Raw genomic sequence first — 22,298 nt, forward strand, 5'->3', positions numbered from 1 at the left:
TGAAGGAGTTGGAAGCCGATGTGTGGCATTGTTGGATTGTTCCTGAAAGACAAGGCGCTGGAGCCCCAACTGGGCGCCATGCTTTCGGAGATGCTTGTTTCATTGACCGATCGCGGTCCGGACAGCGCCGGCATCGCCATTTACGGTCCCGGCCAGAAGGATCACGGCAGGATCACGGTCCAGTCGCCATCGCCGGCACAGGATTTCGCGGGGCTGGATAGCGAACTCGGCAAGAAGATCGGCTCCCCGGTCAAGATGACGGTCAAGTCGACCCATGCCGTCTTCGACGTGCCGCGCGAAAAACTGACGGCGGCGCGCGATGCGATAGTCGAGCTGCGCCCCAACGCCCGCGTCATGGGCATGGGCGAGGCGATTGAAATCTTCAAGGAAGTCGGCCTGCCGGCGGACGTGGCCAAGCGCTTCGAAGTCTCGAAGATGACCGGCACCCACGGCATCGGTCATACCCGCATGGCGACGGAATCGGCGGTGACGACGATGGGTGCGCACCCGTTCTCGACCGGGCCGGATCAGTGCCTCGTTCATAACGGTTCGCTTTCCAACCACAACAATGTGCGCCGCAATCTGAAACGCGAAGGCATGAAGTTCGAAACCGAGAACGATACCGAGGTCGCCGCCGCCTATCTGTCCTCGCAGATCGCCAAGGGCCAGGATCTTGGTCAGGCGCTGGAATCGAGCCTTGTCGATCTCGACGGCTTCTTCACCTTCGTCGTAGGCACCAAGAACGGCTTCGGCGTGGTGCGCGACCCGATCGCCTGCAAGCCGGCGGTTCTCGCCGAAACGGACCAGTATGTGGCGTTCGGAACGGAATATCGCGCTCTGGCGAAGCTGCCCGGCATCGAAGACGCCAGGGTCTGGGAGCCTGAACCCTCCACCGTCTATTTTTGGGAGCACTGAAACCGTGAAACATGATGTCATCGACGTGACGGAAAGGACCTCGGGCATGCGGGTCTTCGACCTTGCGAAGGCGCCATTGCGCGAACTCAATCAGGCGCTTCATGCCGTCAAGGACGGTTCCAACGAAACCGCCTGGGAAGTCCTGAACCCCAAGGGCAGCCATGCGGTCGCCGCCGGGGTCGATGCGCCCATCAGCGTCGACGTAAAAGGCAATGTCGGCTATTATTGCGGCGGCATGAACAGCGAGGCGACCATCACCGTCCATGGTTCGGCCGGTCCGGGCGTCGGCGAAAACATGATGTCGGGCGCCATCGTCATCAAGGGCGACGCCAGCCAGTATGCCGGCGCAACCGGCAGGGGCGGCTTGCTGGTCATCGAAGGCAACGCCTCGTCGCGCTGCGGCATTTCGATGAAGGGCATCAACATCGTCGTCCGTGGCAACATAGGGCACATGTCGGCGTTCATGGCGCAGTCGGGCAATCTCGTCGTTCTCGGCGATGCGGGCGATGCGCTGGGCGATTCGATCTATGAGGCGCGCCTGTTCGTGCGCGGCAGCGTCCACAGCCTCGGCGCCGATTGCATCAAGAAGGAAATGCGCCCCGAGCACATCACCATCGTTCAGGATTTGCTCGACCGCGCCGGCGTCAAGGACGTCAAGCCGGAAGAATTCACGCGCTACGGGTCGGCCCGCACGCTCTACAATTTCAATATAGACAACGCCGACGCGTATTGAGGGCAGAACAGCATGACTTACCAGAATCCCCCGACCACGCCGCGCCGGTCCGCGACCTTCGACGAGTACACGCTTTCCGAAATCCGCCGCGCCGCCGCCACCGGCATCTATGACATCCGCGGTGCCGGAGCCAAGCGCAAGGTCCCCAATTTCGACGATCTGTTGTTTCTCGGAGCCTCGATTTCGCGCTATCCGCTCGAAGGCTACCGCGAGAAATGCGAAACCAGCGTCGTGCTCGGCGCGCGCTTCGCCAAGAAGCCCATCGAACTCAAAATCCCGATCACCATCGCCGGCATGAGCTTCGGCTCGCTGTCGGGTCCCGCCAAGGAAGCGCTTGGCCGGGGCGCCACCCTTTCCGGCACGTCGACGACGACCGGCGACGGCGGCATGACGGAGGAAGAGCGCGGCCATTCCAAGACGCTGGTCTATCAGTACCTGCCGTCGCGTTACGGCATGAATCCGCGCGACCTGCGGCGCGCGGATGCCATCGAAGTCGTTGTCGGACAGGGCGCCAAGCCCGGCGGCGGCGGCATGCTGCTCGGCCAAAAGATTTCCGACCGCGTCGCCGAGATGCGCACCTTGCCGAAGGGCATCGACCAGCGCTCGGCCTCGCGCCATCCCGACTGGACCGGCCCGGACGATCTCGAGATCAAGATCCTGGAAATCCGCGAGATAACGGACTGGGAAAAGCCGATCTACGTAAAGGTCGGCGGTGCACGGCCCTATTACGATACGGCGCTGGCGGTCAAAGCCGGAGCTGACGTCGTGGTCCTCGACGGCATGCAGGGCGGAACCGCGGCGACGCAGGAAGTCTTCATCGAAAACGTCGGCCAGCCGACGCTCGCCTGTGTCCGTCCGGCCGTTCAGGCGCTGCAGGATCTGGGCATGCACCGCAAGGTTCAGCTCATCGTCTCAGGCGGTATCCGCAACGGCGCCGACGTCGCCAAGGCGATGGCGCTGGGTGCCGATGCCGTGTCGATTGGCACCGCCGCCTTGGTCGCCCTCGGCGAAAACGATCCGCGCTGGGAGGCCGAATATCAGAAGCTCGGCACCTATGCCGGCGCCTATGACGACTGGCATGAAGGAAAAGACCCATCAGGCATCACGACACAGGACCCCGAATTGATGAAACGTGTCGACCCGATAGCAGCGGGCCGGCGGTTGGCCAACTACCTGAAGGTGATAACGCTTGAGGCGCAGACCATCGCGCGCGCTTGCGGCAAAAGCCATCTGCACAATCTGGAGCCAGAGGACCTCTGTGCCCTGACCATAGAGGCGGCCGCCATGGCCGGCGTGCCGCTGGCGGGAACAAACTGGATTCCCGGCAAGGGCTCCTTTTAAAACGTTCGAATTGGGAGGAACAATTCTTGGGAACTGAATTCAACACCAAACCGGAATCGAACGTGCAGAGCGACCTGGCAGCCTTTGCCAAGGCGCGCGACGTCAAGTTCTTCATGATTACCTACACCGACGTGCTTGGCTACCAACGGGCCAAGCTTGTGCCGACGCGCGCCATCACCGACATGCAGAGAGACGGAGCCGGCTTTGCCGGTTTCGCCGGCGGCATGGACATGACGCCCGCCAACTCCGACATGCTGGCGGTGCCGGACCCCGATTCGGTGATCCAGTTGCCGTGGAAGCCGGATGTTGCCTGGCTGGCATCGGACTGCGTGATGGACGGCAAGAAGGTCGATCAGGCCCCTCGCAATACGCTGAAGCGGCTCGTTGCCGAGGCAGCGGCTCAAGGGATTCGCGTCAAGACAGGCGTCGAGCCCGAGTTTTTCCTGACCACCCCGGACGGCATGATGATCGCAGACGAACACGATCGCCTGCCCAAGCCGTGCTATGACCAGCAGGCGCTGATGCGCCGCTTTGACATCATCGCCGAAGCGAGCGACGCCATGCTCAACCTCGGCTGGGAACCCTACCAGAACGATCATGAGGATGCGAATGGCCAGTTCGAGATGAACTGGCGCTACGACGACGTGCTTATCACGGCCGACCGTTATTCCTTCTTCAAATTCATGATCAAGACCATCGCCGAAAGACACGGAGTGCGCGCAACATTCATGCCGAAGCCGTTCCCCGGCCTGACCGGCAATGGCTGCCATGCTCATATCTCGGCATGGGATCTGACCGGCGAGAAGAACGTCTTTGCCGACGATGCTTCGGCAGACGGACTATCCGAACGGGGCATGCATTTCCTCGGCGGCATCATGAAATACGCCCCGGCGATGACGGCGATCATTTGCCCCACCGTCAATTCCTACAAGCGCATCAATGCCCCGCGCACCACCTCCGGTGCGACCTGGGCGCCGAATGCAGTGACCTGGACCGGCAACAACCGCAGCCACATGGTGCGCGTCCCCGGCCCCGGGCGTTTCGAACTGCGCCTTCCCGACGGCGCCGCCAACCCGTACCTGATGCAGGCCGTCATTCTCGCGGCTGGTCTCGCCGGTATTCGCGACAAGCTCGATCCGGGCCCGCGCAGCGACATCAACATGTATGAGGACGGCCACACCATCAAGGATGCGCCGAGGCTTCCGCTCAATCTCCTGGATGCCCTGCGGCTTCTGGAAGCAAGTACGGAGTTCAAGGAGATGCTCGGTACGGAACTTGTCGACGCCTTCGTCAAGCTCAAGATGAGAGAATGGAACGCCTACGCCTCGCACTTCACCCAGTGGGAACGCGACAATACCCTGGACGTCTGACGGCGGCCCGCGCTGCGGAAAAATCACGATGAAATATTCGATCTTCTCCCTGGCGCGCGCAGCCCTGTCCGGGCATCGGAACTGGCCGCGCACCTGGCGTGACCCCGCTCCCAAGCCGCACTACGACGTGGTCATCATCGGCGGCGGCGGGCATGGCCTCGCCACCGCCTATTTCCTGGCCGAAAAATACGGCATCCGTAACGTTGCGGTGCTGGAAAAGGGCTGGATTGGCGGCGGCAATGCCGGCCGCAACACCACCATCATCCGCTCCAACTACATGCTGCCCGGCAATACCGGCTTCTACGAATTGTCGATGAAGCTGTGGGAGAGCATGGAGCAGGACCTCAACTACAATACGATGGTCAGCCAGCGCGGCATCGTCAATCTGTACCACTCCGATGCCCAGCGCGACGCCTTCGCCCGGCGCGGCAACACCATGCGCATCAACGGCATCGACGCCGAATTACTGGATCAGGCGCAGATCCGCAAGATGATGCCGTTCCTCAATTTCGAGAACGCGCGCTTTCCCATCCAGGGCGGGCTGATGCAGCGCCGCGGCGGCACCGCGCGCCACGACGCCGTCGTGTGGGGCTATGCCCATGCCGGCGATCGGCTCGGCGTCGATGTCATCCAGAACTGCGAGGTCACCGGCTTCACCCGCGACCAGAACGGCAAGGTCACCGGCGTCGAGACGAGCCGTGGAAAGATCGGCGCCGGCAAGGTCGGCATGGCGGTCGCCGGCAGTTCGTCGCGCGTCGCGGCGATGGCCGGCATGCGCCTGCCGATCGAAAGCCATGTATTGCAGGCCTTCGTATCGGAAGCGGTCAAGCCGCTCATTCCCGGGGTCGTCACCTTCGGCGCGGGGCATTTCTACGTCAGCCAGTCCGACAAGGGCGGGCTGGTCTTCGGCGGCGATCTCGACGGCTACAATTCCTATGCCCAGCGCGGCAACATGCCTACGATGGAAGACGTGTGCGAAGGCGGCATGGCGCTGATGCCGATGATCGGCCGCGTACGCCTCCTGCGCCAATGGGGCGGCCTGATGGACATGTCGATGGACGGCACTCCGATCATCGATAAGACGCCGGTCGACGGGCTCTATCTCAACGCCGGCTGGTGCTATGGCGGCTTCAAGGCGACACCCGCATCAGGCCTGGTATTCGCGCATCTTCTGGCGACGGATACGCCGCATGAGGAAGCCAAGCGCTTCCGCCTCGACCGTTTTGAGCGTGGCGCCATGATCGATGAGAAGGGCCAGGGCGCCCAACCGAATTTGCACTGAAGGCTGATCAGGAATGCGTATTGCATGCCCATTTTGCGGCGAGCGGGAGAACGGCGAATTCACCTATCTGGGGGATGCCAAGCCGAAGCGCCCGGCCATGGTCGCACGGGACGCCACCACCGATGCGACGGCGGAAGTGGCTGCCTTTTATGACTATGTCTACCTGCGCGACAACGTCGCCGGCGAGATGAGCGAATACTGGTATCACGGCGGCGGCTGCCGCTCGTGGCTCGTCGTCGAGCGCAATACGCTGTCGCACGAAATCTCGGCCATCCGGGCTGCGCCCGGTGCAGGCGCGGCCAAGGCGGGTTCAAAATAATGGCAGCACAATCCAATCGCCTCGCCAAAGGCGGGCTGATCGACCGCAACGCGCCGGTCAACTTCACCTTCGACGGTGCGGCGATGACAGGCTTTGCCGGCGACACGCTGGCCTCGGCGCTGGTCGCCAATGGCGTCAAGCTGGTTGGCCGCTCGTTCAAATATCACCGTCCGCGCGGCATCCTGACCGCCGGGCCGGAGGAGCCGAACGCGCTGGTCGAGTTGCGCAGCGGCGCGCGCAAGGAAGCCAACACCAAGGCGACCACGATCGAGCTGTATGACGGCCTGATCGCGCAAAGCCAGAACCGCTGGCCTTCGCTCGGCTTCGACGTGATGGCGGTCAATTCGCTACTGTCGCCCATCTTCGTTGCCGGCTTCTACTACAAGACTTTCATGTGGCCGGCGAAATTCTGGGAAAAGCTCTACGAACCCGCCATCCGCCGTGCCGCCGGTCTCGGCATGACCAGCGGCGTCCCCGATCCTGACCACTACGACAAGGCATGGGCGCATTGCGACGTGCTGGTCGTCGGGGCGGGGCCGACCGGACTGGCTGCTGCCCTTGCCGCAGGCCGCACTGGCGCCCGCGTTATCCTGGCGGAAGAAGACCCCGTACCCGGCGGCCGATTGAATTCGGACGGCGGCGAGATTGACGGCACGCCGGCGAGCGTCTGGCGTGTCGCGACGCTGGCTGAACTGAAGTCCTTGCCGAACGTCCGCATCATGACCCGGACATCGGTCTTCGGCGTCTATGATGGCGGAATCTATGCCGCGCTGGAGCGGGTAAACGATCACCTTGCCGAGCCGCCGGCACATCAGGTCCGGCAACGTCTGTGGCGCATTATCGCCAAGCGCAGCGTGGTCGCGGCCGGCGCGGTCGAGCGCCCGATCGTCTTTTCCGGCAACGATCGACCCGGCGTGATGATGGCGTCGGCAGTGCGCACCTATATCGAGCGGTTCGCGGCGGCACCGGGCAAGCGACTGGCGCTGTTCACCAACAATGATGACGGCTGGAAAACGGTGGAGACGGCCATGCGAGCCGGCATCGAGATCGCGGCAGTCGTAGATTCGCGCGCCACTGTGCCGGACCGCTGCCGCGCGTTGGCGCAGAGCGGCGGTTTTGCCATGCATCATGGCACCGTAGCCGACGTTCACGGCGGCGCCAAGGGCGTAAGCGCCATCGAAGTCGCGCTGGCAAACGGCAACCGCGCTGAAGTCGCAGCCGATGTGCTTGCCATGTCGGGCGGCTGGAATCCTTCCGTCGGCCTGTCTTCGCATCATCGCGGCCGGCCTAGATGGCGCGAAGACATCGCCGCCTTCGTGCCGGACGACTCTCCCCCCGGAATGACCTCTGTGGGTGCGGCCAATGGCGATTTTTCACTCTCCGCCTGCTTGCGCAACGGCCACCAGGCCGGAATTTCAGCGGCTTCGGAGTGCAGTCGTACCGGCAATGCAGGAGAAGCGCCGAGCGCTGCCGACGAGAGCATTTCCGTCGCGCCGCTCTGGCATGTCGCAGGCAAGCACAAGGCTTTTGTCGATTTCCAGCACGACGTGACGGCGTCCGATATCGCGCTGGCGCAGCGGGAAGGCTTCGAGTCGGTCGAACATCTCAAGCGCTACACGACGCTTGGCATGGCCACCGACCAGGGCAAGAATTCGAATGTCACCGGTCTGGCGATCATGGCCGAACTCACCAAGCGCTCGATCCCGCAGACAGGTACGACGATCTACCGCCCGCCGCAGGTGCCGGTGGCGATCGGCGCGCTAGCCGGCCATCACCGCGACGAGGCGTTTCATGCCACGCGGCTGACGCCGTCGCATCATTGGGCTGCGACGCGCGGTGCGGTGTTTGTCGATACCGGCCTGTGGAAGCGCGCACAGTGGTATCCGTTAGCCGGCGAAACCGACTGGCTGACATCCGTCAACCGCGAGGTACTGGCGGTGCGCAACGGTGTCGGTTTCTGCGACGTCTCGACGCTCGGCAAGATCGACGTCATGGGGCGCGACGCCGCGATTTTCCTCGACCGCGTCTATGTCAACGCCTTTTCGTCGCTCGCTGTCGGCAAGGCGCGCTATGGCCTGATGCTGCGCGAGGACGGCATCGTCATGGACGACGGCACCACCTCACGGCTGAGGGAAGATCACTATTTTCTGACCACCACCACCGCCAAGGCCGGCCCGGTGATGCAGCATCTCGAATTCTGCCGGCAGGTGCTGTGGCCGGAACTCGACGTGCAGCTGACCTCGTGCACCGACCAGTGGGCGCAATTCTCGATTGCCGGGCCCAAGACCCGCGACCTGCTGCGCGCCATCGTCAACCCTTCCGAGGACCTGTCCAACGAAGGCTTCCCCTTCATGGCCGCGCGTGAGGTCGCGTTGCGCGGCGGCTTGAGGGCCAGGCTGTTCCGCATCTCCTTCTCCGGCGAGATGGCCTTCGAGATTTCGGTTCCGGCCCGCTACGGCGAAGCCATGGCGGCCAATCTGATGATTGCCGGCGCACCGTTCGGCGTGATCCCCTACGGCACCGAGGCGCTGGGTGTCATGCGTGTCGAAAAGGGCCATGTCGCCGGCCCCGAACTCAACGGCACGACGACCGCTGGCGATCTTGGCCTCGGCAAGATGGTGTCGAAGAAAAAGGATTTCATCGGCCGCGTCATGGCCGAGCGCGAAGCGCTGGTGGCAATGAACCGTCAGGTCGTGGTTGGTCTCAAGCCGGTCGACACGACGCGGCGGCTGCGCTCGGGCGCCCACATCATTCCCAAGGGCGCGCCGGTCGGTCCGGATACGGATCAGGGCTACGTCACTTCCGTCTGCCACTCGCCGATGCTGAACCAGTGGATCGGCCTCGGGCTGGTCGAGCATGGCCGCGAGCGCATTGGCGAGGTCGTTCGCGCCCACGACCCGTTGCGCGGCGAAGATTACGAAGTCGAAATCTGCAGCCCGGTTTTCTACGACCCGGAAGGAGGCCGTCAGCGTGGCTGATTTCACCTGGACCGTCCGCTCTCCGTTGCAGCATGCCGCCATTGCCGGCCGCTACGGCGCCGCCACGCAAAAGCCGGGGATCACCCTGTCGGAGGTGCGCGCTTTCGACCTCGTCCTCATCTTCGCCCGGCGCGGGAAATGGGCCGCGACGGCCAAGGCCATCAAGGCGGATTTCGGCGTTGCCGCCCCATCCGCGCCCAAGGCGGTGGCCGGCAAGGACATAACGATCATCTGGTCAGGACCCGATCAGGTCATGGCGCTATCGCCACGCCAGGGCGCGATTTTGCCGCTGGACCGGCTGCATGACACGTTCAAGGGCATCGCTTCGCTGTCCGACCAATCCGACGGCCGGGCGCTGATCCGTATTTCCGGCACCGACGCTCGAAAGACGCTGGCCAAGATATCGTCGCTCGATTTTCACAACGACACCTTCCCGGTCGGCGCGGCAGCGACCACTTCGATCGATCACACGACGGTCAATCTGTGGCGTTCGGCGGATGCCGCCGACGGCTCGCCGGTTTTCAACCTGCTGGTCTTTGCGAGCTTCGCCGGCAGCCTGTGGCACACGATCTTCGATGCTTCGGCCGAATATGGCGTCGAGGTGCCGGAAATTCGGTGACCTTACGCGAAATCCGGCTACCGTTCGCGGCTTGCAGGATAGGCATAAAGGCAGACGAGCATGAACACCCCGGCCATCAAAAATCAGGCCCTCGAAGGCGAAATCGGCATCCTGCAGCGCCGCAGGATCGAAGCCGCCATCATCGCTCCCATCTATGAGGGAATGGTCCGCGAGATCGGCGAGAAGCGCGCCCAAGCCATCCTCGACGAGGCCATCCGCCCAGTGGCCAAGGCCAAATACGGCATGGCCAAACGCGATGCCTTATCTAGAGCATCGGACCGAAAAGTGGAATCCGGTTTTCGGATTATTCCGATGCTCACTCAAAGTATTAGATCGTCCTTTGTGCGCCCGATAGGGCACACGGCGATCTAGGTGCCCTGCCCGGCTACATGTTGATGGTCGTGTCGGCGGCGTGCGTCAGGTGCGCCATGAGAACATCAGCCGTCTCGGCGGGGATCGCGGTGCGGACAATGGCTTTGCGCATACAGTCCAGCCAAACGTCGCGCATCTTCTGATCGATCGGGATGTATTCGTGGATCTCGCGCAAGCGCGTATGGCCATGTCTTTGCAAATAATGGCGCGGGCCGCCCAGAAACCCTGACAGATAGTCGAATTGCTCGATACGGGAATGGGCGACGCCATGCCCTCGAAGATGCAGCAGATGCAGTTCGTGTGCTTCTGGATCCTGCTCGATAATGTCGTAGAATGCCTGAACCAGTTGATCGAGCCCCTGTTCCGAGCCGACCATCTCGTAGAGCGATCGCGTTCTCGGCGCCAGTGCTGTCATTCCATTACCCTCCTCTGTTTCGGCCAACCATGCCGTGACCTTCTACGCTTGGTGCATGGCCAGCACCCGATAATCGGATGCCGCAAACGAGACCAGCCGCTCACGGCACAGTGAAAGCATGCGGATCGCGCCCGGCGCATATATATCCTCTTCCGCGAGTTGGGGAATGCCGATCATCGACCGGGCCGCTGCCCTGAGGGCATCCCGGGTCCGCTGCGGCATGATATCGGTGCATTCCGCCAATCTGGAGAAAATGGCAGTCACCGGCACGATATTGCCTTCGATGGCTATCGTCGGCTCGATCCCGTCGCGCGGCCAGTCCGCCACTATCTCCAGCGCTTCGTGAAAAGCTTCATGCAGCATGATCGAGGCATGGCCCTGGTGAAGCACGGGCAAAACATCCGCCATCAGTCGTCTCCTCCAACTCGCCGGGCGATCTGTGGGATTGGTGACCTGACACATCGCGTATCCCGGCCTATCCATTCTACAGACGGTCGCTTGAATTACAAGAAACTTTGTTGCCCATCAGGCATACATGTCGATTCGACACAATGACGCATGTGTACCGCAGGCTGTTCGAGCAGTTTCGCACCCGGCATGTGTCGGGCCTCGTCTTTTCACGACAAAGCTTCGAACAGAAAAAAGGCCGGCGCGTGCGCCGGCCTTTTTTCATTACCCAGGCCATTGGTTCAGATGACGAAGAACCAGTTCGCAAAAAGCACGACCGCCAAGCCGCCGACTAGCGTCAGATAAGGCAGGATACCCGCCTTTCTGGTGGTGAGATCCGCCTGGCGGATACCGAGATCGTCCAGCATATGTTCCGGGAACTTCCCGCCATCCTGGATGTAGTGCCGATAATAGAACACCGGAATGATCAGGGAAGCCGCAATCAGGCCGGCCCATAGCGCCCAGGGGTTCCACACCTTGGCTCCGGCCCCCATGAACATGGCGTTCACATAGGACAGGATGGCGCCGATGGCGATCATGAAGGTCGGCGCGCGCCACGGCCGCTTGATGTGGCCATTGTCCATACGATGGATCCAGCCGGAGTTCAGGTTGAGGAAGTTGAAGATGATGTAACCGCAATTCGAAACGGCGAGGATGAAGAAGTAGCTCGTCGCGTCGGCTGCGGCGATAGCCAGCAGGAAGAGATTGAAGACAAGGTCGGTCCACATAGCGCGGGTAGGCGCGCCGTGTGTGTTGACGTGGGAAAGGTAGCGCGGCAGCCAGCCGTCGACGGAGCCCTGATAAAGTGTGCGCGAGGAGCCGGCCATCGCCGTCATGATCGCAAGCATCAGGGCGAGGATCATCAGCATGACCATGACGCTGGTGACGAAGCCGCCGCCGCCGACCATCTGCGCCATAGCCTGCGCTACGCCGGAGCCGTCGACGATCGGGTCCGCCAGCATGCCGTTCAGCCCGAGGACGCCCTGGAAGGTGAATGGCACCAGCGTGTAGAGAATAAGACACAGCAAGCCCGAATACAGGATAGCCCGTACGGTATCGCGGCCAGGGTCTTTGAATTCACTGGTGTAGCAGATCGCGGTTTCGAAGGCGTAAGCCGACCATGCCGCGATGAACATGCCGCCGAACACCAGCGTCCAGCCCGATATGCTCCATGTGCCGGCTCCCGGCGAATAGGCTTCAGCAAGCGGCACCAGCGGCGTGTAGTTCGCCCAGTTGATCTGGCCGGTAAGTATCGGCACGATGCCGACGATCAGCATCGGGATGATGACGAGCAGGCCGATATATTTCTGGACACTTGCGGTGCCGAGGATGCCCCGATGCTGGATGGCGAAGGTGATCAGCATCAGCACGACGCCGATCCAGAACACCGAGTTGAGCGAGAAACTGACCGGCCCAAGCGAACCCTGGAAAGCCGTCCATGTGCGGATGGCCGGCGTGGCGCCTGCCGTTACGGCGGCGATGGCATCAGCCACACTGGCACCGGTATTGGCGGCAAGATACTGGACGACGTCCGGCGTCGCTTCCGTGATCAGCGGGATCGGAGCCAGCGCATTGAGGATGTAGGCCGCGGCGATGGAGCAGCCCAGCGACAGGACCGGCGTCCACGCCAGCCAGTTGCACCACACCGAAAGCGGCGCGATGAATTTGGAATAGCGCAGCCAGGCGGTCGCGCCGTAAACCGAAGCGCCGCCTGACTTGGACGGAAAAAGCCCGGCGATCTCGGCGTAGGTGAAAGATTGGATCAGGCCGAGGCAGATCGATGCCATCCAGATAACGAACGCCAGCGTGCCGGTGGTCCCGGCGATGCCGCCGATCGAGAAGAGGACCAAGGCAGGCACGCCGCTCGCCACCCAGAAAGCACCGTGCCAGTTGATCGTTCGATGCAGAATGTCGCCGCTGCCAACAGCCGCGACGTCCGTGTGTGCGCTCATCACATCCCCCATTGGTTGCAAGGCTTCTCCGCGCTTGGTGGCGGCGGCCCACTTTCCTGTTAGTCTTGTTTTTTTCCCATGGATAAAATCCACTCGTTCTCTGCTGACGTCAAGCTTTTTGTCGCAGGTGACTCCGAAAGATCGGTGTTGAGCAATTCCAGTGTTCGTCGTCAGAGTTTTTGAGACTTTAGACGGACCGATTTAGCGGAGGCTCTGGCTCATCTGGGTTGGCATTTTAAGCGGCTGCTTTGCGATGCTGAACAGCGCCGCGGGGGTGTCGGCGATCTCGCCTCCACACATTACGAGACGGACGTGCCCAGTCTCAGGCGAACATGTGGTCTAGGTTATGAGCCATGCGAGCTACCGGGCTGCTCTATCCTGCTGAATTGCGATCCACCTTGTCGGCTAGTGGCATTGGTCCAGCGCGACGGCTACGACCTTATATGGTCCCAGCAACTCAACCACTTCATCGGGCGCTTGGATTGCGAGGTCAATCCTCAGTGCCTTCCAGCCGTCAGCCATTTCCTCACGCGAGGCCTAGCAGGCGCTTTCGTTTCGTCGCCCATGCGGTAATCAACTGATCGGCCGTCAGGCCCATGAACGCCACGCACAGGCCGAGCACCAGCCCCTTGCCGGCGTCGTTGAAGGTCAGCGCGCGGAAAATTTCCTGGCCGAGATCCTTGGTCCCGATGAAGGCCGCGATAATGACCATGAACAGCGCGAACATGATCGTCTGATTGATGCCGAGCATGATTTCGGGAATGGCCAGCGGCATGCGGATGCTCCACAGGAGCTGCCGCTTCGTGCATCCCGACGTGATGCCGGCCTCGATGATCTCGGCGGGCACGTTGCGCAGGCCGAAGATGGTATAGCGAACGATCGGGATCATGGCGTAGATCACGACCGCCGAAATGGCGGCGACGTCCCCCACCTTGAACAGCATGATCACGGGGATCAGGTAGATGAACGACGGGAACGTTTGCAGGGTGTCGCACAAGCCGTTGACGATTTGCGCGCGCCTCGCGCTGCGCGATGCCCATATGCCCAGCGGCAGACCGACCAGCAGGCAGACCGCCAAGGCGACCGTGACCATATAGGCGGTGATCATCGATCGGTCCCAGAACCCGGCGAAGGCGACGAACAGGATGAACCCGGAAACGACCAGCGCAAGCCGGGCACCGCCCAGCGACCATCCGGCGATCGCCACCAACGCGACCAGCGCCGTCCACGGAATATGCTGGAAAAGATCCCGGGTCGGGATCAGCACGTAAAGCAGCACCCCATCGCGGAAGAACTGCAGCGGAGCGTAGAACGTGGTCGTGAACCAGTCGATCATCGCCTCCCAGATCGGTGCCGTGCTTATCGTCAGGTCAGCCGGCCATGTCCGGGCATAAGGCACCAGAAAGGCGAGCGCGGCCGTTGCAAGAATAAGGGCGACGGTCAGCGTCAGATGCGGATAGCGTTTCCAGAACGGACCGGGGACCGGCCGTGCCGGCTGCTTGTAGGCGGCGGCCCGGCTAAGTTGGTCGAGCACGATCGCCATCAGCACGATTGCAATGCCGCTTTCCAGCGCCTGCCCGACCTTGAGCGATTGCAAGCGGAAGAGCAGGTCCTGGCCGAGCCCCCTCGCTCCCACGAAAGCGGCGATGACCACCATGGCCAGGCACTGCATGATGACCTGGTTGATACCGACCAGCAGGGCCTGCCTGGCCGCCGGTATCTCGACCATGAACAGCATTTGCAGCCGGGTGCAGCCGGCCATCCTGCCGGCTTCGCGGATTTCCTCGGGAATACCCCGGAGGCCCAGGATGGTAAGCCGCGCCATCGGCGGGACGGCAAAAGCGATGGTCGCGATCGCTCCCGCTTTGTGTCCCACCCCGATGAAGATCGCAATCGGTATCAGGTAGGAGAAGTGCGGCAGTGACTGCATGACGTTCAGGAACGGTACGAGCAGCCCTTCAAACCACTTTTTCTTAACCGCGACGATGCCGAGGCCCATGCCGATGATCGCAGCGATAGGCACTGCGACAAGCACCACCGACAGGGTGATCATCGAAAGCTCCCATTTGCCGAAGATCGCCATATAGACGACCCCGCCGGCAGAAAGCACCCCAAGTGCTGCTCCCTTCAGGTGCCATCCCAATATACCCGCCAGCCCGGCGATCATGATCCACGGCAGCGGCGGCAGGCCGAATTTGGGAAAGCCGGTGGCCAGCAGCCCTTCCATGAACACCAACGGCCAGTTGATCACCTCCGCCACCGCGCGGGTGACATCCCTGACCGTGAACAGGCCCAGAATCTCGTAGCGGCGCATCTGATCGAAAGCCGCGTTCATCCAGTCGATGAAGGGGATTGCCCAGCCCGCCGGAACCTGGATCGCCCAACCGGGCAGAAGCGGTATCAGCAGCAGGATAGTGACGAATGGCAGGACGACGATCGCCAGTTTGGCAAGGCCGGCCATTCGGTTGGCTTCGCCTATCGCGCGCGAGGCGGGGGCGGCCAACGCAGTCACGGATGCATTTCCTTGCCGTAAAGGGCATCGATGACGGCTGGCCTGCCCAGGGCGCCGACCAGCACGCCCTGTTCGTCGACGACGTCGATCGGCTCATCGCAGGAAAGGACCTGGCGCGCGACATTCACCAGCCGGGTCCGGCTCTGGAGCGCGCCGGGCTGCGGCGCCCGTCCCGTCGCGGGCGCCATGACGGATGCGACAGACAGGAACTGGTCGCGCGGAACCTCGCGGGTGAACTCCGCCACATAAGGCGTCGCGGGCCGCGTGACGATTTCCTCGGCAGTGCCTATCTGCTCAACCACGCCGTCCTTCATGACCGCGATGCGATCGGCAACGCGGATGGCCTCGCTGAAATCGTGGGTGATGAAGAGGATGGTCTTGGCGAGCATCTGCTGAAGGCGCAGGAACTCGTCCTGCATTTCGCGGCGGATCAAGGGATCGAGAGCGGAGAAAGGTTCGTCGAGGAACCAGACGTCCGGTCCGACGGCGAGCGACCGGGCGATGCCGACGCGCTGCTGCTGGCCGCCGGAGAGTTCGCGAGGGTAGTAGGATTCGCGGCCGTGCAGGCCGACCAGTTCCACGACCTCGCGCGCGCGCGCTTCGCGTTGCTGCCGGCCCATCCCCTGCACCTGAAGCGGAAACGCCACGTTCTCGAGCACGGTGCGGTGCGGAAGCAGGCCGAAATTCTGGAAAACCATTCCCATCTTGTGCCGGCGAAGTTCAATCATTTCGGCGTCGGAGGCCGCGAGCAGGTTCTTGCCCTCGAAGATCACCTCGCCGGCCGTTGGCTCCACGAGCCGGGCGAGACAGCGCAACAGCGTCGACTTCCCCGATCCCGACAGCCCCATGACCACCAGGATCTGGCCGGGCATGATGTCGAGCGACACGTCCTGCACGGCCGACACATAACCGCTGGCGCGAATGGCTTCCGCCGACGGCTTGCCGCCATGCTGCCGCAACAGGCCCTTGGGGTCGCCCCCGTAAAGCTTCCAGAGATTGCGGCATGAAATCTTGGCTTCGGTCATCACGGTCTCCGCTGTCGATGGCGACGGCTCATGGCGTATGTCCAAACGGAGCGCCGGCACGCGGATGCCGGCGCCCCGATGGGAGCGATGCTGGCGTGGCCTTAGTTGGCCGCCTCCAGCCACACCTTCCAGCGGCTTTCATTGTCGGCCAGCCATTTGTCGGCGGCAGCAGCCGGCTCCATGTTGTCGATGTCGGCAAGTTTGGCCTGAACGGCGACGTCCATATTGGTGAAGTTGATCTTCTGAAGAACCGCGTAGGCCTTGGGCCATTTGTTGGGGAATTCCTTCCAGACGCCGATCTTCAGATAGCCGTCCTTCGGATTTCCGCAGTCGTAGGCCAAGTCCTTGTTGGTGCCCCAGGACGGATCGTCCTTGCACTTGGGATCGAAGGCCGGGAACTCCACAAACTTGCCCTCATAGAGCGCTTCGATGAAGTTAGGCGTCCAGTTGAAAAGGACGATGGGCTCCTTGCGCTTCTCGGCAGAGTCGAGTTCCGCCCACAGAGCGGCCGCCGAACCGGCATTGACCACTTCGAAGTTTATGCCGAGCGCCTTGACCCGTTCTTCGTCGTGCTTCAGCCAGTCGACGGGGCCGCCGAGGAATCGCCCCTTCGGGCTGGTTTCGGCCGTCGAGAACTTTTCCGCGCAGGCGTTCAGGGCTTCCCAGGCGGGCAGGCCGGGGCAGATTTCCTCGACATAGCTTGGATACCACCATTCTTCGCGGGTCTTGGCGTCGTGAGTCCCGGCGTCGATGACGCAGCCTTCATCCACGACCTTCTGGAAGGCAACGCCGTAAGCGCCTTCCCATACTTCGTTGGCGAGATGGATATCGCCTTCGCAGATGGCCGTGTAAACGACCTGGCTGTCGGAGGATACATACTCCACAGTTGCGCCGGTCTTCTCCAAAAGCTTGCCGAAAATGTGCGCGCCGACGATCTGGCTTGACCAGTTGTGCGTCGGAATCTTGATGACGTCCGTGGAATCTTCCGCAAATGCCGCCCCCGCAAGCAGCGTGAAAGCTGTCGCCAGGCATGTGGACCGGATAAGTTTCTTCACCGAGTTCTCCCCACTTATTTTGTTGCTCCTCTTCGCCGGCAAGCAGGACAGCCAGGATCAGTGGATGTCCGTTTCATTCCCAGCCCTGCAACCATAACCGGGACTCGTGAACCGGTGTCGGTGGCTAAGTAAAATCTATGGTCTGGTTTGTGAAAATATGTTAACAGGCGTGTCGGGGAGAGATGCACCATGCCGGTTCAACATCATATCGTCGTCGTCGAAGACGACCCGGTGACGCGGTCCAAGCTCGCCAGCTATTTTGCGGCCGAAGGCTATCTCGTCAGCGAAGCCGCCGATGGCGGCCAGATGCGTGCCATCATCGAGCGCCATCCGGCCGATCTCCTGCTGATCGATATCAACCTGCCAGGGGAAGACGGGTTGAAACTGACGCGCGAACAGCGCGAGCACTCGAATGCCGGCATCATTCTCGTCACCGGAAGGACCGACACCATCGACCGGATCGTCGGGCTGGAGATCGGAGCCGACGACTATGTGACCAAGCCGGTCGAGCACCGTGAGCTTCTTGCCCGCGTGAAAGGCCTCCTGCGCCGCCTCGGCCACAACCGGCATAGCGGCGGCGCGTCGGGCCTGCGTTGTTTCGACGGCTGGGCGCTGGATGTCTCGCGCCGCACCTTGCGGGCCGAGGACGGCGTCTATGTCGAGATGACGCGCGCCGAATTCAGACTGCTGGCCGCCCTGACCTCCAATCCCGGCCAGGTGCTTTCGCGCGAGCGATTGCTGCATGAAATTTCAGGAAGGGACTGGGACCCGAGCGACAGGACCGTCGACGTGATCGTGCGACGCGTGCGCAAGAAGCTCAAGGACAATCCCCGCTCTCCCCGGATCATCGTCACGTCTCACGGCGAAGGCTACTTTTTCGCAGCGAACGCAGCCTAGCAGGTCCCGACTGCTCCGTCAGTTTCCGTGGGTTGGGTAGCCAGTTCCTCCCACTGCCGCACGCCCTCTGCGAAAGCCTCCTCGCAATCGGCAACCATCCGGCCAAGTTGCGGAATTGGACGCCGGGCACATCCTGTCTCAAGCGCCTCGGCACTCTGCAAAAGCCGCAGGAAGCCGATCGAGCCCGCCGCGCTGCGTGTCGAGTGGGCCAGGTCCCGGAGCGCCTGCCGATCCTCGACCCGCAAGGCTTCGCCCATCAAGCGGAACCGGCGCGGAAGGCTGTCGCGGGCTATGTCCTGCAAGCGCCTGACGGTTTCGATGCCTAGGGCGTCGATATCGGCCGCGTAGATCGACGCATCCAGCGCGGCGGCGACGGGTGCCGGGGAAGGCGGTTCGCCCGACAGCGCCGCAATCGCTTCCAGCAGCCGCTCGCGATCGATCGGCTTGGCGACGAAAGCATCCATGCCGGAGCGCAGATGCCGTTCCACGTCTTCCTTGAAGACATGTGCCGACATCGCGATGACCGGCAACCCCGGACGGTTCGAGGCGATGCGCAGGCGCTTTGCCGTCTCCATTCCGTTCATGTCCGGAAGGCTGATGTCCATGACCACGATGTCAGGGCTAAACGCCGCCAGCGCCTCTAGGGCGAGATGGCCAGATCCGACGGATTTCACGCAGTGCCCGGCTTTCGACAGGATGGTTTGGGCAACCAGCCGCGTGGCATCGTCATCTTCAACGAGGAGAATGTTTCGAGGCGAAGCGCTGCGCCCCTCTCGGCCGGGTCCGTCGGTTGCCTGCGGCAGCGCGCCAGTTGCCGCTTGCAGCGGCATGGTGAGGGTGAACATGCTGCCGCGGCCGATCTCCGAAGTGAGCGTGAGGTCCGCGCCAATCAGGTTGGCGAGATGCCGGCTGATGGCAAGACCCAGCCCGGTGCCGCGAAAGCGCCGGGTAATGGAAGCGTCTACTTGCAGAAACGGCTGGAACACGTCGTCCAGATGGTCGGCGGCAATGCCGATGCCGGTATCGGCAACCGTCACGCGCACCATTTGAGAAGCCTCGCGCGCGCTTTCGAGTTCCACCGCGACCCGCAGGCCGCCCTTGTCCGTGAACTTGATCGCGTTGCTGACCAGATTGAAGATGATCTGGCGTATCTTGCCCACGTCGGCATGATGAAGAGGCGCCAGCCGGCAGTCGAGATCAAGCGTCAGGTCGAGCCCCTTTTCGGCGGCGGTCGGCTGCATCAGGGCCGCGATACCCTCCATCAGGGACCCGAGCGCAAAATCGACCGGCTCGACCACGACCGTTCCCGATTCGATCTTCGAATAGTCCAGAATGGCGTTGAGGATACCCAGCAACGCCTCGCCGGAACTGGCCAGAATGGACAGTTGCTTGCGCTGCCCCGGATCAAGTTCCGAATCCGCCAGCAAACTCACCATCCCCAACATGCCGGTCATCGGCGTGCGGATTTCATGGCTCATAGTGGCGAGGAAGGCCGACTTTGCATTGCTTGCCTGCTCGGCGTGTTCGCGCGCCTCGGCATGATCGACGACCTCCCGGCGCAGGCGCGTATTGGTCAGCCTGATCTGCTCGGTCTGCTCCTCTACCAGTTGTTGAAGCTCCTCGCGGTGCCGCCGCAGTTCCTCGGTGATGCGCGCGCGCTCGTTTTCCAGACGCAGGCGCTGCTGCGATTCGTCCCTGAACCTATTGACGGCGATGGCCATCGCCCTCAATTCACCCTCGCCGGTCTCCGTCACGCTGACGGCGAGATCTCCGGCGGTCAACCGCTGCATGGCCCGTGAAAGGTCGCGCAAGCGGCGAACCAAGCCTTGTTCGACGTAAAACCAGACGATCGCCCCCGAAACCAGGATCGCACCGATCAGGGCAGTCAGCAGCACATAAAGGCCGAGTTGTACCGCGTTATCCGCACGGCTGGCAGTGGCACCGGCGAATTCGCTCGCCTGCCTCAAAATCTTGCTGGCTACCGCATTCAGGCTCACCGAAAGATCGCTATTGGCCTGGGTCAGCGTTTCCAGCGTGCCGGCGAGTTCAACCATATCCTCGCGGTGCCCGAAAATGGTCCCGGAGACGGGAGTGTTGCCAGCCGAGGTCTCTATCGCCGCGAGGAAGTCTTTGGCCTGTGCGCGCCGGACCGGATCGTCGATGCTTGAAACCCTGCGGCGAACAACCCGCAGATTCCCTTGGTAGACGGCACTTATTTCATTGATCTCCTCCGACGTCTGGGCCCGCGTCAGGCGATTGATGAGCAGGTTTATCTGGGCGCTGCGGTGGCGCAACTCATACATCCGCTCCATCAGGTAGATGTCGTGTTCGATCAGACGATCGACGGCACGGTAGGCATCTTCCTTGCGCGCCGGATCGCCGATCAGATCGTAGAGGTTCGCCGTAACGGCGGACGCCCCGGCCGACGCATTGGATACCAGCGTCTCGGCGAGCAGGAAAATCGACTGTGCGGCATTGGCCGCCTTGTCGGCCCTGTCGCGATAGGCGCGTTCCAGATCGAGGCGGCGACGGACAAGGTCCTCCTGGCTTTTGAGATTGGCCAGCATCTTTTCCACCGACCTGGAGAACTCCTCGACCAAATCGGGGGCGATCGACAATTGCCTGACGTCCTTGAGCGACTGGCTTATCTCGAGAGCGAGGCTGGAGAGCTTGGCCTGCTCGACCTGCAAGCCGGGGCGGGAGCGGACCACGGTAAGCGCGGGGGCCATGGCGACCAGCCGCGCGCTGAGCTCAGCGGTTCGCTGGGTGGCCCCGACCGCCGGCAAGGCCTGTGCATTGACCATGGACTGGGCCAGCGAGATATGGCGCAGGATCAGCCAGCCGGCCACGCCCGACGAAAGCGATAACGCAGTGATGCACAAGAAGGCGAAGAACAGCCTTCCGCCTATGCCAAGCCCGCGAAATGCCTTTCGCACAATCATGGTTTGCCCGATCCGCCCAAGATGTCTAGCCTTATGCAAATGAGGCTCGCCAAATCAATCGCCCATCGCCTGTGCCTGCTCGCCGTTGCCTGCCTGCTGTTCATGGCTGGACACAGCGAGGCCGGAACGTCCACGGAAACCTGGCGTCTCGATTCCTGGCAGCCTGCATTCGATTACTCCAAAGCGCCACACACGATAGACTACACGCCGGTGCGCAAAGCCGCCAAACCATGGCGTATCTGCGCCGCCTATCCTCACCTGAAAGACTCCTATTGGGCCAGCGTCAATTACGGCATGGTCGAGCAGGCCAGGGCAACCGGCGTCAGGCTGACGGTCGTCGAAGCTGGCGGCTACCCCAATCTCGAAACGCAGATCGAACAAATTCGCACATGCAGCGTCGATGCCGACGTACTTATCGTCGGCACGGTATCGTATAGTGGCCTCACGCCCACGATCAAGGAAATCGCCCGGCGTATCCCCGTCATTGCCGCCGTAAACGATATCGAGGATGACGGTATAACGGCGAAGGCCGGCGTTTCCTGGGAAGAAATGGGCCGTTCGGTCGGCAACTATCTGGCGCGCCAGCACCCGCGTGGGTCGAGCCCGGTCAAGGTCGCGTGGTTTCCTGGCCCCAAGGGCGCGGGCTGGGTCAAATTCGTCGAAGCGGGCTTCCTGGGCGCCCTGAAGGAAAGTTCCGCCGAGATCGTGGCGGTCAAATGGGGCGACACCGGCTTTGAGATCCAACTCCTGCTGCTCGAGGAGACGCTGGAGGAACATCCCGACATCGACTACATCGTCGGCAGCGCTCTCACCGCCGACGCCGCCGTCAGCCTATTGCGCGCGCAGGGCCGCGACAACCAGGTGAAGGTTCTGGCGGATTATTTCACACACAGCACGTTTCGGGCGATCTACCGGCACAAGGTCGTCGCCGCGCCAACGGACTCGCCCTCGCTGCAGGGCCGCATAGCCATCGATCAGGCGATCCGGGCGATCGAGGGAACGCTGGTCTATCGCCATGTTGGCCCGCCTGTCGAAGTGATCGATCGCAAGAACGTCAATTCGCTGGACCTGGAAAAGAACCTCGCGCCAGCCTGGTTCAAGCCGACATTCAGCGTTCCCTGAGG

Annotated in this window: 18 protein-coding genes; 11 read left to right on the top strand and 7 right to left on the bottom strand. The window is 62.3% G+C overall.

All coding sequences use genetic code 11. The features are described from left to right. Window positions 1–18 precede the first annotated feature (18 nt). The 9 genes from ACX3P1_RS20135 (at window position 19) to ACX3P1_RS20175 (ending at window position 9,929) form a co-directional block, all read left to right on the top strand. Window positions 19–915 (top strand): class II glutamine amidotransferase, encoded by an 897-nt coding sequence (locus ACX3P1_RS20135; protein ID WP_459081375.1) that lies wholly within the window; start codon window positions 19–21, stop codon window positions 913–915. Window positions 916–961: 46 nt separating this feature from the next. After that, the gene (locus ACX3P1_RS20140) at window positions 962–1,648 is read left to right on the top strand and encodes a GltB/FmdC/FwdC-like GXGXG domain-containing protein (protein ID WP_459081420.1); all 687 of its coding nucleotides are present in this window, start codon (window positions 962–964) and stop codon (window positions 1,646–1,648) included. A gap of 12 nt (window positions 1,649–1,660) precedes the next feature. Then, entirely contained in the window at window positions 1,661–2,989 is a 1,329-nt protein-coding gene (locus ACX3P1_RS20145; RefSeq protein ID WP_459081376.1) for an FMN-binding glutamate synthase family protein, read from the top strand. Window positions 2,990–3,051: 62 nt separating this feature from the next. Then, window positions 3,052–4,359 carry a type III glutamate--ammonia ligase gene (gene glnT / locus ACX3P1_RS20150; RefSeq protein ID WP_459081421.1) on the top strand — a complete coding sequence of 436 codons (1,308 nt, stop codon included), beginning with the start codon at window positions 3,052–3,054 and terminating at the stop codon, window positions 4,357–4,359. 28 nt (window positions 4,360–4,387) lie between these two features. Further along, complete coding sequence (locus ACX3P1_RS20155; protein ID WP_459081377.1) at window positions 4,388–5,641, top strand: sarcosine oxidase subunit beta family protein; 1,254 nt, start codon at window positions 4,388–4,390, stop codon at window positions 5,639–5,641. A 13-nt stretch (window positions 5,642–5,654) separates the two neighbouring features. Continuing rightward, on the top strand, window positions 5,655–5,960 hold the full coding sequence (locus ACX3P1_RS20160) for a sarcosine oxidase subunit delta (RefSeq protein WP_459081378.1): 306 nt from the start codon (window positions 5,655–5,657) through the stop codon (window positions 5,958–5,960). Then, window positions 5,960–8,938 (top strand): sarcosine oxidase subunit alpha family protein, encoded by a 2,979-nt coding sequence (locus tag ACX3P1_RS20165; RefSeq protein WP_459081379.1) that lies wholly within the window; start codon window positions 5,960–5,962, stop codon window positions 8,936–8,938. Before ACX3P1_RS20160 ends, ACX3P1_RS20165 begins: the two co-directional genes overlap by 1 nt. After that, window positions 8,931–9,557 carry a sarcosine oxidase subunit gamma gene (locus tag ACX3P1_RS20170; RefSeq protein WP_459081380.1) on the top strand — a complete coding sequence of 209 codons (627 nt, stop codon included), beginning with the start codon at window positions 8,931–8,933 and terminating at the stop codon, window positions 9,555–9,557. The genes ACX3P1_RS20165 and ACX3P1_RS20170 overlap by 8 nt, the downstream gene beginning before the upstream one ends. Before the next feature lie 60 nt (window positions 9,558–9,617). Further along, window positions 9,618–9,929: a hypothetical protein gene (locus ACX3P1_RS20175; RefSeq protein WP_459081381.1), complete on the top strand. Its 312-nt coding sequence runs from the start codon at window positions 9,618–9,620 to the stop codon at window positions 9,927–9,929. 13 nt (window positions 9,930–9,942) lie between these two features. Here the strand turns inward: ACX3P1_RS20175 and ACX3P1_RS20180 are convergent, their stop codons facing one another. The 6 genes from ACX3P1_RS20180 to ACX3P1_RS20205 form a co-directional block, all read right to left on the bottom strand. Then, on the bottom strand, window positions 9,943–10,344 hold the full coding sequence (locus ACX3P1_RS20180; RefSeq protein WP_459081382.1) for a group II truncated hemoglobin: 402 nt from the start codon (window positions 10,342–10,344) through the stop codon (window positions 9,943–9,945). Between the two features lie 42 nt (window positions 10,345–10,386). Then, window positions 10,387–10,752 (bottom strand): BRA0787 family protein, encoded by a 366-nt coding sequence (locus ACX3P1_RS20185; RefSeq protein WP_459081383.1) that lies wholly within the window; start codon window positions 10,750–10,752, stop codon window positions 10,387–10,389. Window positions 10,753–11,033: 281 nt separating this feature from the next. Next, window positions 11,034–12,743, bottom strand: a complete 1,710-nt coding sequence (locus tag ACX3P1_RS20190) for an APC family permease (RefSeq protein WP_459081384.1) — start codon at window positions 12,741–12,743, stop codon at window positions 11,034–11,036. A gap of 526 nt (window positions 12,744–13,269) precedes the next feature. Continuing rightward, window positions 13,270–15,255, bottom strand: coding sequence for an ABC transporter permease (locus tag ACX3P1_RS20195; protein ID WP_459081385.1), 1,986 nt, complete (start codon window positions 15,253–15,255; stop codon window positions 13,270–13,272). Beyond that, window positions 15,252–16,280 (bottom strand): quaternary amine ABC transporter ATP-binding protein, encoded by a 1,029-nt coding sequence (locus ACX3P1_RS20200; RefSeq protein ID WP_459081386.1) that lies wholly within the window; start codon window positions 16,278–16,280, stop codon window positions 15,252–15,254. The genes ACX3P1_RS20195 and ACX3P1_RS20200 overlap by 4 nt, the downstream gene beginning before the upstream one ends. Before the next feature lie 101 nt (window positions 16,281–16,381). Continuing rightward, window positions 16,382–17,335, bottom strand: coding sequence for an ABC transporter substrate-binding protein (locus ACX3P1_RS20205; RefSeq protein WP_459081387.1), 954 nt, complete (start codon window positions 17,333–17,335; stop codon window positions 16,382–16,384). Window positions 17,336–17,524: 189 nt separating this feature from the next. On the opposite strand from ACX3P1_RS20205, the gene torR reads away from it, so the two are divergent. After that, window positions 17,525–18,232, top strand: coding sequence for a two-component system response regulator TorR (torR, locus tag ACX3P1_RS20210; RefSeq protein ID WP_459081388.1), 708 nt, complete (start codon window positions 17,525–17,527; stop codon window positions 18,230–18,232). Here torR and torS read toward each other — a convergent pair. Next, window positions 18,229–21,174 (bottom strand): TMAO reductase system sensor histidine kinase/response regulator TorS, encoded by a 2,946-nt coding sequence (gene torS, locus ACX3P1_RS20215; RefSeq protein ID WP_459081389.1) that lies wholly within the window; start codon window positions 21,172–21,174, stop codon window positions 18,229–18,231. The genes torR and torS overlap by 4 nt on opposite strands. Before the next feature lie 33 nt (window positions 21,175–21,207). Between torS and torT the strand changes: the two genes are divergently transcribed. Beyond that, window positions 21,208–22,296: a TMAO reductase system periplasmic protein TorT gene (gene torT / locus ACX3P1_RS20220; protein WP_459081390.1), complete on the top strand. Its 1,089-nt coding sequence runs from the start codon at window positions 21,208–21,210 to the stop codon at window positions 22,294–22,296. The last annotated feature ends 2 nt before the right edge of the window (window positions 22,297–22,298 follow it).

Source organism: Mesorhizobium sp. A623 (genome assembly GCF_054489405.1).

What these genes read in the sequence shown, in the direction of transcription:
- ACX3P1_RS20180 (WP_459081382.1), bottom strand. Translation starts at nt 10,344, where the DNA reads ATGACAGCACTGGCGCCGAGAACGCGATCGCTCTACGAGATGGTCGGC.
- ACX3P1_RS20190 (WP_459081384.1), bottom strand. Translation starts at nt 12,743, where the DNA reads ATGAGCGCACACACGGACGTCGCGGCTGTTGGCAGCGGCGACATTCTG.
- ACX3P1_RS20165 (WP_459081379.1), top strand. Translation starts at nt 5,960, where the DNA reads ATGGCAGCACAATCCAATCGCCTCGCCAAAGGCGGGCTGATCGACCGC.
- ACX3P1_RS20200 (WP_459081386.1), bottom strand. Translation starts at nt 16,280, where the DNA reads ATGACCGAAGCCAAGATTTCATGCCGCAATCTCTGGAAGCTTTACGGG.
- torS (WP_459081389.1), bottom strand. Translation starts at nt 21,174, where the DNA reads ATGATTGTGCGAAAGGCATTTCGCGGGCTTGGCATAGGCGGAAGGCTG.
- ACX3P1_RS20155 (WP_459081377.1), top strand. Translation starts at nt 4,388, where the DNA reads ATGAAATATTCGATCTTCTCCCTGGCGCGCGCAGCCCTGTCCGGGCAT.
- ACX3P1_RS20145 (WP_459081376.1), top strand. Translation starts at nt 1,661, where the DNA reads ATGACTTACCAGAATCCCCCGACCACGCCGCGCCGGTCCGCGACCTTC.
- torT (WP_459081390.1), top strand. Translation starts at nt 21,208, where the DNA reads ATGCAAATGAGGCTCGCCAAATCAATCGCCCATCGCCTGTGCCTGCTC.
- ACX3P1_RS20160 (WP_459081378.1), top strand. Translation starts at nt 5,655, where the DNA reads ATGCGTATTGCATGCCCATTTTGCGGCGAGCGGGAGAACGGCGAATTC.
- ACX3P1_RS20175 (WP_459081381.1), top strand. Translation starts at nt 9,618, where the DNA reads ATGAACACCCCGGCCATCAAAAATCAGGCCCTCGAAGGCGAAATCGGC.
- ACX3P1_RS20140 (WP_459081420.1), top strand. Translation starts at nt 962, where the DNA reads ATGCGGGTCTTCGACCTTGCGAAGGCGCCATTGCGCGAACTCAATCAG.
- torR (WP_459081388.1), top strand. Translation starts at nt 17,525, where the DNA reads ATGCCGGTTCAACATCATATCGTCGTCGTCGAAGACGACCCGGTGACG.
- ACX3P1_RS20185 (WP_459081383.1), bottom strand. Translation starts at nt 10,752, where the DNA reads ATGGCGGATGTTTTGCCCGTGCTTCACCAGGGCCATGCCTCGATCATG.
- ACX3P1_RS20135 (WP_459081375.1), top strand. Translation starts at nt 19, where the DNA reads ATGTGTGGCATTGTTGGATTGTTCCTGAAAGACAAGGCGCTGGAGCCC.